The following is a 15,158-nucleotide window of genomic DNA, read 5'->3' on the forward strand; positions in this document are numbered from 1 at the left end:
TATTCATGCTAACTTTGTGGTACTCCTATAAGAAACGGAACTTGATACTCCTTAATAAGGTCAACGAATTATGTTGAGTGTTATCGCCCGATCTAAATTGTTCAAACAGCCATATTAACAATAGGTTATTTTAAAAAGCCATGAAAAAACTGAACTTACTCCTAGGACTTGCAACTCTAGCAAGCGTTACTTTTCCCAGTCTGATACCTTTTAATATCTCCGTTCAAGCTTCAACATTTGAAGAACAAGCTGTTCGACAAAATAACGTTGTTGCGATTGCTAGACCTTATGGACAGGGAAAATACGATTTATTAATTATCGAACAAATCCCAGACAAACAGGCTTGTTGGACTGAAAGTGGCTCTAATCCTGTTCTAGTAGAACCTCTCTTGTTGACTTTTGACTTTACAGGGATTTGTCGTCGCGCTACCGATAGTAACGGCTACTCCATTCGTGTCGACGGAAACGACTTAGGATTGGATTACCTCTTGCGTTTAGTTCCTCGTGATGGCGAGTTAGTACTAGTAGGAACCCCAAGAGGTGGTAATTACCAAGAAATAGTTGTCGGTAGCACGAAAGGACTTGCTTCTGGGTTTATGAAAGTGCTTCTGAATCCCGGATGGCAATTTTCCAAACGGGCTTATCAAGGGAAAGTATTAGGTCATTTTTATTTAAGCGGATCTCAAGCAGCGATAAATGGAGAAACAAAAGAAACTGAAACTGCAATTAATCCTGGACAAAGAACGACTTCAGCAGCAAATACCAACTTGGAAAGTATCTTCACAGATATTAACGATAATGTCTATAAGCCTGAGGTTGAACAAGCAGCAGCAATGAGAATTGTGACTGGTTTTGAAGACAATACCTTCCGTCCTCGAGAGGCTATTACCCGTGAACAACTGATTGTAATGGCTGTTGACGCTCTTGGGAAAGTGTCTAATGTAGATTTGGAGACACAACCTCAACGGGACATTATCACTTTTAAAGACGTATCAGGTGATCGCTGGAGTGCGAGGAAAATCAAATGGGCGCAGGGAAATTTCCTAAATGTTGGTAATTCTAATAATTCTCTTCGACCAACCGAGTCCGTCACGCGCGCTGAGTTAATTGATACTATGCGTCGTGTAACCATTTACCTAAAAAAACAACTTAATTTATCCTTAGATATCCAACAAAAGCAAAAACCAGTTAAATTTTCTGATATTTCTGGTAATTGGGCAGAAAGTGTGATTAGCCAAATGTCGGGTTATTGTGGTGTTGCTAGTCCTCTCAACGAAGAGGGAATCGAGTTTGCTCCTGATCGTAAAGCCACCCGTGATTATACGGCGGCGGTTCTAGTGCGGGTACTTGAGTGTATCCAGTCCGAATCAAAACAAGCTAATAACACCACTAAAAAATAAAAATTCTTGTTTTAATTTAATGTTAAAGAGGAAAAGATTCTCTTTTTCTTTTCCTCCGATAGTTTATCTCTAAATTAAAAAAGGGACTGGGTTTAATATTGTGTGTTTTAGTTTTCACCTTTAAAGGGTAAGAAATCTCTTACTCTTTAAAGGTGAAAGCCTATTAACTATTAGATAACTTTTCCGTCGGGAATAGTAGCATTTTTAAGAATAACTACAATACCATTACGAATATAGAAACCCTCGTCTTCACAATTAGATTCTTCAACTTGTTCTTTATTGACAATAGTGACATTGCGGCCAATCCGCGCATTTTTATCCACAATTGCCCGTCTGATGGTACTATATTCTCCAACACCTATAGGAATTTCGCCTTGCTGTTTTTGAGTTTGTCTAATTTCTGGAGACTCATAATAATCTGCTCCCATAACCATCGTATCTTCTACCGTACAATTGGATTCGATTCTTGAACGAATTCCTAAGATGGAATTATGAATACGACAGTTTTTGATAATACAGCCTTCACTAATCATTGATTCAGTTATGTTAGAATCAAGAATTTTTGTTGGTGGTAAAGAACGTCCGCGGGTATAAACTGGAGATTTTTCATGATAAAAGCTAAAAGATGGGTTTGGTTGGCGGTTAAGAGACAAATTAGCCTCATAAAATGCTTCAATAGTTCCAATATCTTCCCAATATCCCTTAAATAAATAAGCCTGTAAATTATAATCTTTAGCAGAGAAGGGAATAATTTCCTTTCCGAAATCCGTTTGTTCTGGATTTTCCTGTAAAAGTGTAGCTAAGACCTCTTTTTTAAAGACATAAATTCCCATGGAGGCAATATATGGACTTTCTTCGGCTTGTTTTGCGTCCAAACCAAGAACGGTTGTATTGACTGCCATCTGTTTTAGTTTTTCCCCTTTGGGTTTCTCACTGAAATCAACCACGCGGCCGTAATCATCGATTTTCATCAACCCAAAACTGGAAGCCCGTTTCTTGTCAATGGGAACTACCGAAAGGGTAATATCAGCGTTAGTATCCCGATGTCGTTGGATAAAATCACTGTAATCCATCCGATAAAGATGGTCTCCAGATAGAATTAAATACTCATCAACATCCCATTCTTGAAATGCCCAAATATACTGACGTACCGCATCAGCGGTTCCTTGGAACCATTTAGGGTTTTTTGGAGTTTGTTGTGCAGCTAATACTTCCACAAATCCATTACTAAATCCTGAAAAACTGTAAGTTCGGGTGATATGACGGTTGAGAGAAGCAGAGTTAAATTGGGTTAAAACATAGATTTTAAGAATTTCCGAGTTAATACAATTGCTCACTGGAATATCAATTAGACGGTATTTACCTGCTAAGGGAACAGCAGGTTTAGCTCGTAGCTTAGTGAGGGGATAAAGCCGTGTACCTGCTCCGCCACCAAGTATAATTGCTAAAACTTTTTTCACAACAAAACCTCGCTATTGCCTGTGACACTTCTTTTAGTAAAGTGTAGGACTGTAGGGGACATCTGGGAAGCGAACTTTAGATATCCATTCACAATGGGTAATCTACCCGCTCTCATTACTAGGATTAAGAGCTAACTAAAACCTTAAAATATAAGCTTTCGCCATATTTTTAGTAGACAGTATATGAGTTTTATCAAGTAATAGAAATTACGGCTAGCCACTATAACCCAACATCAAACACCATAAATTTGTCTATCTACTCACAAGGTTGAGTAATACTAAGTTGAAGAACAATTCTATCAATAGCATGAACTAAAGAATAACCAGAAACCTGAGGATTGTTGACAAGAATGCTAAAAACTACCTTTCCAAAATCGGGGTGGTTCATATAACCTGACAAAGCCCTAACCCCTCGTAAAGTCCCTGTTTTGGCATAAACTTTGCCTTGGGCGGGGGTTCCTTTCATACGATTTTTTAAGGTTCCACTTATTCCAGCAATAGGTAAAGAGGAATAAAAAACATCCTTATCTGGAGTATAATACATTGCTCGCAGAGTCATTATTAATGATCTAGGGGTGGCAACATTGCGTCGAGATAATCCTGACCCATCAGCTTGACGGAAACTATTAGGATTAACCCCCATTTGCGCCAAGGCTGATTTCGCAGCGGCTGCCCCTCCAATGTGACTCAAAAGTGTATCAGCATAATAATTATTACTTCTGACGTTGGTAACCTTAATCCAATCTTGTAGAGATTTAGACTGAATTTTAGATTGAGGATTTAATTTTTGCAGGGCAGCAGCAGTGGTAAACAATTTAATATTAGAGGCAGGAATAAAAAATTTATCAGCGTTATGACTGTATAAAGTAGTTCCTTCTTCGAGTTTTTCCACTAGAATCCCCCAGTTAGCCTGATAGCTACCCATAATACTAGTGATGGCTGGTTCAATTAAAGTTGCACAGGTCCACGAGGTTCTTGGTTCAGGTTGGGGAACATGAATTTCAATAGACTGTTGCCCCTGAAAATAATCGGTTGTGGTGATGGGGTTAGTTTCGTCAGCAACAGATGAAGTTCCCCAAGCAAGGGAAATCGTCGCCAAAGTAGCGAGATACTGAGAGTAAAAACCAATTCGTTTCATGAGTTTATCGTTGTTTGTTAACTACCTGTTACACCAATATCGATGTTGATTGATCGTTTAACCAATCAATTTAAGTTAATAGTTAATCAAAATATGATCAAGATAAGATATTTTTTGATCAAAATAAGATACTTTTCATTTAGTCGGTATTACCAAAACTAGGTAAACCACAGCACTTTTTACCCCAATAAATATATATATAGGGTTACTCCACTTAACGCAGAAAATGTCGGCGAAAGTCTGAATAATTTTAGCCCGATTAGTTAGGGTTAAGCTTCAAAAAACTTGCATCATTGGACTTTCTTTCTATTCATATATTTTGGAAGTACTGAACTCAAGTCAGCCTAAAAGAGGTCGAAACCCGTGTTTCACAGAAGCTTGTCCAATTTGTTCCATTTTACTAACAGTGATTTGATTACGACCCCAAGAAAAATTAGTATGCCAGCCTTCAAACTCCAGTAAAATACCCTCAGCAAAACAGGCAAACATTTGACGAGAAGGAATATCCATGTTGACAATTTCCATTATTTTCCAGTTGATATCAAGAGAATGTTCAACAATTCCTCCCTTAAGGATATGAACATCAGGATGTTTAATTTTAGTCCCCAAATTTTTGGGATAGCCACCATCTATGACAATAGCGGGCTTTTTCAAGATTTCTGGGTCTATTTCCACCCCTTTAGGCATACTGGCTACCCAAACAATGATGTCAGCTTGGGGCAATGCTTCTTCTAGCCCCACAATTTTACCTCGTCCCAATTCTTCTCGTAGTGTTTGTAATCGTTTTTGATTTCGAGCAATTAACAATAATTCGGCTACATCAGTTTTTCTATCTAACCAACGACAGACTGCACTTCCAATGTCACCTGTTGCCCCACACACAGCAACTGTTGCCCGAGATAAGTCAATGCCAAGTTGGGCTGATGCTTGTTCAAGCTGGCGACAAACAATATAGGCGGTGTGAGTATTGCCTGTGGTAAAGCGTTCGAATTCTAACTCTACATTGCGGACTTGCTTGTTATCTTTAAGGTTGAATTCTTCAAAAATAATCGAAGAAAATCCTCCCAATGCAGTGATATTAATATCTGACTTTTGGGCTAGGGCCATGGCATTTAGAATTTTACGAATAGCGGCTTTAATCCGTCTATTCATCAGCATTTCTGGCAGAAAACAAGATTCTATATATTTTCCCTCGATGGTTTGTCGCGTAAGACTAGTGACATGAAAATTATCAACAATTTGTGGTGGAGCTGAACACCAAAAATCAAGACTTTGATTGGCGTATTCAGAGTAGCCGAGAGCATGGGCAACGGCTTGGGCGTGTTCTAAACTGGTAAGATGACCGATCAGACCAAACATTGATTGTTTTTAGGTTAAACTATGCTTACGAGAAGCAGAAAATAAAGAGGACAGGATTTAGATAATATTAAGACTGTTAACAATATTACATAAAAATACCCCTCTTGGAGAGGAACGACTTATTGAAATCTTTTGTGAGAAAGGAAATTTAAGATCGCAAAGTGTTGTGTGTAGTGTCTAAATTCCCGTAGTTTTCCGTTTAATCAGCTATCTAACAAAAGTTTTAGTGCTGGTATGTCTGTAAATAATTCTTGGTTGTGTCCACAAAAGCAGCGGAATAATCTAATTTATTCTCTGAATATTCAATAAAATGACTCAACTTATGAAATAAGTATTAAGGAGTTAATGAGTCTCGTTATTCGATAAATTTTGATATCCATCTTTTAACCGAATCAAAGCGACTCCCAATAAAATCAAGTTGATTGCCGATTTTATATCTCATTATTATTGAGTTCTTTCAAGTACAGATCATCTAAATTATGTTAAATATTAATAATAAAATTAAGCTCTAGGCGAATTAAAGTATAAACATAGACTGATGGTACCACTCGTATTAATGATTTACCACTATATTTTCCTAAATACACGACAAAAACCTCAATACTATTAATCTAAAAAAAGTCCACTAATTTCAGTTACTGATTTTAACTCTAAATCCAAAGTTTAGTTTTTATCTAAATTTGGAATAATTCAGATTGAAAAGTTCAGAAATAAAACTTTTTCTTAACTTTGTTGTATAAGGTACTCGCTCCTAACATACTATCAGTTCGATTAACATTTTAATGTAGTAAAACAGCTTAATAGTCTTGGGATTTATAATTAAATAGCTAACTCAACAGTGCGATAGCCAATTTACTAAATCATATCCTTATTAGTTTCTTCTGTAAGATGATAGATTGTATCCTCAAATACTACTATATTCTTCCATTCCCTAGAACGAAAAAATAAAGAGTTTTTAGTACTTTAATAGTTAAATTATTGATTGATACTCACTAACTAATTTATGTATGGGTAATTCATCAATATTAAATTTCTATAGTCGAGTCCATCAATCACTTTTTATAAAGAATAGATCACAAAACAACACTTTTATTTGTAAATAATTAACTACTAAAATTGCTATCGCACTATTTCTTTATTTAACTATAAGATAAATATTAATTTTTTAGAAACTCTGCTTAAATTTAATAATAGTACTGGGATTATTCAGAATATCTAAAATCACTGTCACTGCTATTTCTTTACTATCTTTCTTGGATTTTGTCTCAGCAAAGTCTTTTTTATTTTTGGTATGTATCCTCTAGTAACTGTTATCAGTAAAAAAAAATTGATTTAAGTTTCTTCTACTGATAGATTTAGGTACAATAGCACTTACCTTCCATTAACTACCTTCTTAATTATGCTATATCAAATCTTAGGAGAGCTTGAGTAGTAGAAGTCGTTAGAAAGAGAAACGTGGAGATTAATAAAATAACGATTTTTTTACAAAATTGTAGAAATATTTTATCTTTCTTTTTTTAGCCCTAAAAATATTCTCTTTATTATTTTTTATTTAAAGGTATTTTTTCATTAAAACTTGAGTTAAAAAGAAGGTAGAATAAATATTTATAAAAAAGACTAAATATTTATTTTACTTATAGATAAGCTATTAAAATAATTGATAATTTAAGATTATTAGAATTCTAAATAGAATTTTAAATTCTATTTTTATTCATAGTTATTTTTTTAAAAAAAAGTCAATGCTTTAGTAAAGTATGTTTATATATTAGTCCAAATTCAAAATTTATACAATAAATAATTTTGATTATAAATAGCAAAATACATTAATTAGTTTAATTAGTTACATATTCAACTCTAAAAAATAATATGTTTGATAATTATATTTTTATAAGCTATAAACACTATAATTTAATAGTAAATTATAGTGTTTTATTTCTTGATAAGAAGAATAAAATAAATTGCTATCCTCAACTCAAGTATCTTTTTTTTAAAAAATTGATAAAAGAATAAATAAAACCTGTTATCGTATGAGTTCTTTGTGGATAAGACGACTAAATTCAGTCTATCTTGGTTCAAGAAAAATATTTTTTTATTTCAATAAGGAAAAGTATCGAAGAATATGTACGGATGTTAGTATAATTTTAGCAAGAAACAGTGAGTACTAATATAACGTAACGATAGTTGAAGATAATTCACTCTTGATCTCTGCAAAATCTCGATTGGAAATAATCCATATTTAATGATCATACGATCTTCTCTCATTCAATTATTCTCTAACTTAATATTTTTATCTATTGTAATACAAAAAGCAATCAAACATACTAAAATTTATTTTTTTTAGTAAAAAATATTATTATAACCACATTGATGGCTTCACCACAGCTTAAATATTGATATGTATGAACACAATTACTGATATTTTTTATATGCACACTACAAGTGTAACTTTTCGTTTTCTAGTCCTTAATTTATATTTCTTTTTTAGCTAAAAATAATAATTTTAAAAGATAAAAAAAAAGTAGTATATAAAAATTAAAATCTTTCTTTTACTACTCTTTAAAAAAGAATTATAAAGTAATAATAGCGTATAACTAAAACTTTTTAAAAAGAAAAAATAATATTTTATATGCTATCAAATTTCTCCAATGAAGTTCCTCTTTCAAAGAAATTAATCTCTTGAGCTGTTCCTATCTAATCCAACACCCTTATCATTCCTTGTTTAAAGTTTATGGAAGTAGCTAGAGACTTTAGCCTGATGAATAGGTTCTTTGCTGCTTAACTATCTTCTGTTAATCCTAAGGATAGGATAGCCTGTTGATAAACTTCTTTATTTATATTCTGGAACAAGGGCTTAATTTAATTAACTAGGTCAAATTTATTCTCAAATTGAAATTGTATTTATATCGTAATTATGGCTTATTTACGGACAGTTGAGACAGTTTTTTTAAAAGCTCTTACAAAGAAGTAAGTTAAATGTTTTTCCTTAAAGTTATCAAAAATTTTTGTTATTATTTTGTTATAATTACGTGAACTCCAGAAAGATGATCATTAATCCCATAAATTACCTTTAAAGTGAGTATAGTTGTCAAAAAAAGCAGATTTTTCTCATGAGTAAACTATCGGCAGTCATAATTTAATTAATAACTCAGTTAAAGCTGTAATATACATATAGTTTCTTATTAGTTAAATTTGCGAGCTTTTCTAGAAATAAAGTTCTTCTTCTCTGATAGTTTGGAGTACCTCGGATAAGTTCTAGACATTAACAAATTTCAAGATCAGTATTTTTACCTTCAAAAGGATTAAGTAGAAAGACAATTGCTCTTTTGTCTAGTTTTGAGAAAAGTTAAGTTATTTCTTTTTTTTGTTCAAGTCTCTTTTTTAGAAAAACTTATGCGATTAAATTTAATTTTTTGTTGTTAATCTCTCTTAATACCTGCTGCTAGAGACTCTAGCTCTTAAAAAGAATCTACTGTAAATATTAATTAATCCAAGTTGTTTTCATCGCATTAAAAATAACAAATTGAGTTCTTAATTGATTCATTAGAATACATATAAGAGTCAATAATAAAAATATTTTTTTAGGAAAAATTTTAGTAAGGAGATAGTACTTTTCAGTAATGTTCATATTTTTTCACAAAATTATGTATATTTAAATATATTTAAATATTAACTATATCAAGAGAAACTTTGATTTTTTAAAAAATCAAAGTTTCTCTTGATAACTTTTACTGCGATATTTTTATATCCATAAAATAAATATAAAAATCATTAATCATAAATAATGATTAATAAACAATGAATTTTCCTATATATTTTATTCAAAGTTAGTTATAAATTTATTAAATTAAAGATAGATAGGTTTCTTGTCTATCTTCTCGAAATCACTGATAATTAATAATCAGTCTTTCATTAAAAGTCCCGTGTCTAACCAGAAAAAAGTCTCTCGTTCCATATTCGGCATTGCAAGTATTGTTGCCCTAGCCACCCTCATTAGTAAAGTCTTTGGTTTAGTCCGAGAACAAGTGATCGCCGCAGCCTTTGGAGTAAGTTCGGTAGTTAATGCCTATGCCTATGCCTACGTTATTCCAGGTTTTCTCTTAATTCTTTTAGGAGGGATCAATGGACCGTTTCATAGTGCCTTAGTTAGTGTTCTTGCTAAACGAAATAAGTCTGAAGCCGCGTCTCTTGTAGAGACGGTAACTACCTTAGTAAGCATTATTTTGCTAGTGACTACCATCATCTTGATTATTTTTGCGGGGACATTTATTGACATCCTAGCCCCAGGGTTAGAAGAACAAACTAGGGCGATTGCAGTTCAACAATTACAGATTATGGCTCCTTTAGCCCTCTTAGCCGGACTTATCGGTATTGGGTTTGGCACCCTTAATGCGGCCAATCACTATTGGCTACCCAGTATTAGTCCTCTGTTTTCTAGTTTAGCAATTGTGATTAGTGTAGAGATTTTTGCTTGGTCAGTGGGGACCCAAATCAACTCCCCCCAATATATTCAGTTAGGGGGGATGATTTTAGCTGGAGGAACTCTCGTCGGCGGGACTTTACAGTGGGTTGTTCAATCAATCACCCAAAGTCGTGCCGGAATGGGAAAGCTGCGCTTGCGTTTTGATTGGCGTACTCCAGGGGTGATGGATGTGATACGGGTTATAGGACCTGCTACCCTCTCATCAGGAATGTTGCATGTTAATGTTTATACTGATCTCTTTTTTGCGTCGTTTATTCACAATGCAGCAGCTGCCATGCGGTATGCTAACTTTGTTGCCTTAACGCCGTTGGGAATTATTTCTAACATGATTTTAGTTCCCTTTTTACCTGTTTTTTCTCGTTTAACAACTCCGGAAAATTGGACAGAATTAAAGTTAAGAATCCGTCAAGGACTATTACTAGCTGCTATAACGATGCTTCCTTTGACAGCTATTTTTATTGCTCTTGCTCCTTTAATTATTAAAGTTATTTATCAACGGGGAGCTTTCAAATCAACTGATGTAGATATTGTTGTTCCTGTTTTGATGTCCTATGGATTGGGAATGTTCTTTTACTTAGGTAGAGACATTTTAGTTAGGGTATTTTATGCTCTAGGAGATGGGGAAACTCCTTTTAAGGTGAGTACTTTTAATATTTTCCTCAACGGATTACTTGATTTCTTATTATATAAACCGCTTTCTACTTCAGGGTTAGTGTTAGCTACGATGGGAGTGAATGTTATATCGATGATGATATTTTTATGGATTTTAAATCGCCGTCTTCATGGTTTACCATTAAAAGAATGGGGATTTTTATTATTGGGATTAACGGCAATTAGTTGTATAGCCGGCGCAGGAAGTTGGGTAATTAGTTCAGCTTGGGAACAATTATTGGGAAGTAATAATCTATTGCTGCAATTGTTACAATTAACTCTATCGTTGGGAGTCGCTCTTGGTCTTTTTGTTGTTCTGTCTATGCAATTAAAACTACCTGAAGTTGACATCTTGCTCTCTCGCATTCGTCATAAGTTTAATAAAGCTTAAGGGTAGACTAAAAAATACCTAATACACTCAGTTTTTTTAAAAGGTTAAAAAAATTTCTTCAATTTTGGAAAGATTTTAAGAGCTTAAGCCAATACGCCTCAAAAAATCTTTGATAACCTGGGTGGGCTATGTTAACTTTTGTAATCAACTAAATAATTACTAGTTTCAAAAAATATCAGCCCACCTAAATATTTGCTAAACCAAAAGAAAACTTAGTGTTCTATTCATAAGTTTACTCATCTTTATCTTGACTCTCGTTACTATTGCTGTTCTGATTACCAGCATGGTTTCTACCTCGAGACGAAAATCTAGAAGATTTCTGACGAAATTGACGAGCATAAGCTTGATTTCGTTCAGCTTTCTCTTTTTTTAGATTACGACGCTTAGCCACTATGATTTCCTCAGTAAGTTAGATAGGATGGCCATAAAAAAGCAGCTCTAAAGATTAACTCTAGTTGACTTCGACCAAGTGTTGATGGATTAAAGATAGAAAATTTAGATCTGAATAATTTCTGCGACCTCTCCCGCCATATAAGCTTTTGCTGTTTTCATTAGGTCCAGTTTTATTCACCTTAAGTTGTTGCCCCACCCACTCAGCCCCATCAAGCCGAGTGCTCATAGCATCTTCTTTTCCTTAACAATTAGCTATTTTAAAAAGCTGACCCCCTGCATTCTTTGAGTTCCACAGTCTGTGAGAAGATAAGTTCGATTCACGGTTTCACACTCAGTGAAGAACTCCCCTAAGTTTTCCTAAGTAATCTCGAAGAAGAGATTACTTAGGAAAACTGACATTAGGATAATCTCTTTAATCAGATATTATGCATAAATATCAAGACAAGACTCCGGGGAACAGTTTGCCAACGATTAATCTAGAAGAAACCTAACCAATAATAACAACAAACTTAATCACCGATCTTTATTTCCATTACTAGGCTATATCCTAGCACTTTCTGCTGACTTAAAGCAAGTTTTTAATGTCTCCTTATATATCCCTCGAGTTCTTATTATTCGGTGTTATGATTGTTTCTAACACTATAACAAATTTTTAAAAAAAATCATTAAAATTATCTTATATAAATGAAATTTATTTCTATTTTAGAGATATCTAATAAATATAGAAATAAGGTAATTAATTAGATTTTTAAATTCTGAAAAATAGCTTATTTCTTAATTAAGAAATAAGTACAATAGGTGGTTAAAAAAAGTGAAGAAAACAATAAAGTTAAAAACTGTTAATTGAGTATTTCTACACTTTTTACCCTTAGAAAGTTTGGTTTTACCATCAAGGTAGTGTTTATGATACAATAAGACTGGCTGAGTATATTCAAGTAATATAACTTGAGACTAACAAAAATACAATACAAATGCCAAATGCCAGAAAATGAATTATCCAAAGAACAGTTGATTTTTTTATTAGAAACAACTGCTCAACAACTAAATAAAGTTGTAGAAATACTCAAGAGAGTATCCCCTGACAAATTTCCGACAACAAACACTGTAGAAATTCTAGTAAAGACAACTCAGACCATTATGGAAGATATTGACCCTTCCTCTATTTCTGGAGTTGTACTTCCAACCTCAAATAAAGAAACTACCCCAAAATGGGACAAATTGGCTGGGTCTGAGTTCTCAAAACCATCATCGATTCCTGCCGCTGATTTTGGAGATTTTGCTGGATTTAGAACTTGGTGGGATAGCTTCTTAAGAGCATTTCGCTTAGTTTTGCCCTCTAGTTGGAATAATAACCTATCCAATTGGGCAATTATTACAATAATAGCTGGTATACTAGGTTTAATTTTATTCACCTCAATTCTACTATTTCCTCGACTCTTAACCTCTTTAGCTGAAAGTCATCCCGTAACCTCTGAACCAAAAATTGTGACCATCTCCCCCTCATTAAAATCGCCCGAAACATCTCGATCTATAGAAGTGTTGTCACCTACTGAACCTGGATTTACTCCAGAACAGAATTTAATCGAAGCAATTCGACATGACATCGTTGATTTAACGAATCAATATCCAGAAGAGTTAATAGGTCTAATTGAAGCTAATTTTGAAGTAAGTCGTTTAATGGTAACATTAAAGGAACAATGGTATCAATTAACACCAAAAAGACAAGATACATTAGCCAATAATATTTTTAGAAATTCTCAACATTTAAATTTTCGTAAGTTAGAGATGATTGATTCTCAAGGAAATTTAATTGCCCGTAGTCCAGTGGTAGGAGATAAAATCGTTGTTTTTCGTCGATAAATTGGACTAATTAATTTAAATCTTACGATTCAGCTTAATTGAGGAACTTAAACACTGATGGTAGACTCAATCTTATATCAAGATGATAATTTTATTGTTCTTGAAGCAGATCAATCAGAACAAATTTTTACTACCCAAGAACTTTTAGAAAAACTAAAGAAAATTTTGTTAACTCGCCAAGATAATTTACCTAAAGAATTGAGAACATTACCATTGATTAATGAACAAGCAGAGTATCTAAAAAATAACTTTTGTGAGCTTGATATAGGACCTAACACCTATTTACAATGGTATGCGATTCGCTTAGAAAAATAATTATGCTGATTATTCCCTCGAGCAAATTTATGATCAGGAAACAAAAATTCATCAGATTCAGTCCCAAGATTTTAGTCATTGTTAATCAATAACGAATCAATGCATGTTTCGGATAAGTTTTTACTATTTACAGTCTTTTTCACGAGTTCTTTTGTCATTCCTCCTGTAATCATTCATGATGGATGTTATGACATAGTTTGGTCCGCTGATGTTAAGTCCTTTGGTGAAGATGGACAAAATGGTCAATCTGGAGAAGCCGGTCAAAACAATAAAAATAGTGATGACCTCACTCTATTTGCTGATGGGTCCCCTCTCACTTTAGACTTGGCTGGTCTTGACGGGGAAAAGGGAAAGGATGGTCAAGATGGAGAAGCTGCTAATTGTGAGTCCCAACCAGTTGATGTCTCCTATAATCTTCGAGCACCTAGTGGCGGTAATGGTGGTAATGGTGGTAACGGAGGGGATGGCGGTAACGGAGGGTCTTTAACCATCTACACTACGGATATTAATAATCTTGAGCAAATTTATGTCAATGCGGCAGGAGGTAAAGGAGGAGAATCCGGACTTGGTGGTAGAGGTGGTAAAGCTTGTCAGTGCAACAATTCCTATTGGAGTCTAGAAACTTGTACAGGAACCCCTGGTGATTCTGATTATCGTTGTACAACCCGTGAGTTTCGCTGTCAAGATGGAAGACAAGGGTCCAATGGTATAAGTGGGCTTAAAGGACGCGATGGAATTGTTGGAAAGTTAACTTTAATTAATTTTGACAAGCCTTTAGAACCAGATGAATCTGCTGCAACTGTAACAATGGCTACACTAAAGAAAAAGGGTTATCTTCTCTCAAAAAATAAATGGGAAACTCGTAACGGCGCAATGGCTTTATTTTCTCCTGGTTCAATTATTGATAACCAATATTTAGCTCTTACTGAGCGTATAGAACGGTCATTCCTGTTGGTATGGAATGCTCCCCAACGGTTTTCTAAGTTTGCTAACCAAAAAATAACTTTAGGATTAGAAGAAGATCAAAAAATCAAGGTTGATATTCCTGATGATCTTTGGATTGAAGCAACAACTCAACAACGGAATAACCTGACTCAATTTATTATTTATAATGCAATTCGTGCTGAAGATACGACACAATTAGGGAACGCAAAATTATCCGGTAGTAAGAGCAATCTTCAGCTAACTTTAATCGATAAAGGACAACAATCTGATTTGATTGCCACTAAGTTTAAAATCATTTACAGAACAACTCGCTCCGATGCTCGTTTTCGCTCTGTTTCTGATTATATCACTCGATATGAAGGAGAAATTCCTGAAGAATTGGTAACACTCGATGGAAATAAATTTATTATCCAAATTGGACAGCTACCTATTAAACCTAATGATTTTCAATCGGGGTTAGGAGTAGAAATTAAAGTCTTAGCTTTTCGTTCTTTTGCAGGTTATTCTGCCAAACAAGTCATTACAGTCAAGGATATACTTAAACCGTTTTAATACACAGAACTTAAAAAGAACTATTACCTAATCGTAATCAAGAATATTATTGTTAAATTTAAAGAAAAAAAGAGAGAAAATAGTAACTACTGAATATTTTAATTTCAATAATATTCGTTGCTATAAACACGTTACAGACGTACAATAGAAACGGTAACTAGCAAAAGGTTTTAGATTAGTATTGAGAGTCTCTGCCCAGTTTAAATTGCTTTAA

General features: G+C 33.9%; 10 protein-coding genes. 5 read left to right on the top strand and 5 right to left on the bottom strand.

All coding sequences use genetic code 11. The features are described 5' to 3' along the window. Window positions 1–140 precede the first annotated feature (140 nt). Window positions 141–1,400 (top strand): DUF3747 domain-containing protein, encoded by a 1,260-nt coding sequence (locus RGRSB_RS00685; protein ID WP_119259390.1) that lies wholly within the window; start codon window positions 141–143, stop codon window positions 1,398–1,400. 170 nt (window positions 1,401–1,570) lie between these two features. Here the strand turns inward: RGRSB_RS00685 and RGRSB_RS00690 are convergent, their stop codons facing one another. The 3 genes from RGRSB_RS00690 to RGRSB_RS00700 all read right to left on the bottom strand — a co-directional run bounded on the left by RGRSB_RS00690 (window position 1,571) and on the right by RGRSB_RS00700 (window position 5,357). Next, window positions 1,571–2,860: a glucose-1-phosphate adenylyltransferase gene (locus RGRSB_RS00690; RefSeq protein WP_119259391.1), complete on the bottom strand. Its 1,290-nt coding sequence runs from the start codon at window positions 2,858–2,860 to the stop codon at window positions 1,571–1,573. Window positions 2,861–3,116: 256 nt separating this feature from the next. Next, window positions 3,117–3,998, bottom strand: a complete 882-nt coding sequence (dacB, locus tag RGRSB_RS00695) for a D-alanyl-D-alanine carboxypeptidase/D-alanyl-D-alanine endopeptidase (protein ID WP_119259392.1) — start codon at window positions 3,996–3,998, stop codon at window positions 3,117–3,119. 339 nt (window positions 3,999–4,337) lie between these two features. Then, window positions 4,338–5,357 carry a long-chain acyl-[acyl-carrier-protein] reductase gene (locus RGRSB_RS00700; protein ID WP_119259393.1) on the bottom strand — a complete coding sequence of 340 codons (1,020 nt, stop codon included), beginning with the start codon at window positions 5,355–5,357 and terminating at the stop codon, window positions 4,338–4,340. Between the two features lie 3,920 nt (window positions 5,358–9,277). Between RGRSB_RS00700 and murJ the strand changes: the two genes are divergently transcribed. Further along, window positions 9,278–10,879, top strand: coding sequence for a murein biosynthesis integral membrane protein MurJ (gene murJ / locus RGRSB_RS00710; RefSeq protein WP_172582001.1), 1,602 nt, complete (start codon window positions 9,278–9,280; stop codon window positions 10,877–10,879). 232 nt (window positions 10,880–11,111) lie between these two features. On the opposite strand, the gene RGRSB_RS09920 is transcribed toward murJ, so the two are convergent. Further along, window positions 11,112–11,270 (bottom strand): hypothetical protein, encoded by a 159-nt coding sequence (locus tag RGRSB_RS09920; RefSeq protein WP_172582002.1) that lies wholly within the window; start codon window positions 11,268–11,270, stop codon window positions 11,112–11,114. Between the two features lie 60 nt (window positions 11,271–11,330). Further along, entirely contained in the window at window positions 11,331–11,498 is a 168-nt protein-coding gene (locus RGRSB_RS09925) for a hypothetical protein (RefSeq protein ID WP_172582003.1), read from the bottom strand. Between the two features lie 752 nt (window positions 11,499–12,250). Here RGRSB_RS09925 and RGRSB_RS00715 point away from each other — a divergent pair. The 3 genes from RGRSB_RS00715 (at window position 12,251) to RGRSB_RS00725 (ending at window position 14,944) form a co-directional block, all read left to right on the top strand. After that, the gene (locus RGRSB_RS00715; RefSeq protein WP_119259394.1) at window positions 12,251–13,132 is read left to right on the top strand and encodes a hypothetical protein; all 882 of its coding nucleotides are present in this window, start codon (window positions 12,251–12,253) and stop codon (window positions 13,130–13,132) included. 57 nt (window positions 13,133–13,189) lie between these two features. Then, entirely contained in the window at window positions 13,190–13,447 is a 258-nt protein-coding gene (locus RGRSB_RS00720) for a CRR7 family NDH-1 assembly protein (RefSeq protein ID WP_119259395.1), read from the top strand. 99 nt (window positions 13,448–13,546) lie between these two features. Then, entirely contained in the window at window positions 13,547–14,944 is a 1,398-nt protein-coding gene (locus RGRSB_RS00725) for a collagen-like protein (RefSeq protein WP_119259396.1), read from the top strand. Window positions 14,945–15,158 lie beyond the last annotated feature (214 nt).

The organism is cyanobacterium endosymbiont of Rhopalodia gibberula, from assembly GCF_003574135.1.
In the GTDB taxonomy this organism is placed as follows: Bacteria; Cyanobacteriota; Cyanobacteriia; order Cyanobacteriales; family Microcystaceae; genus Rippkaea.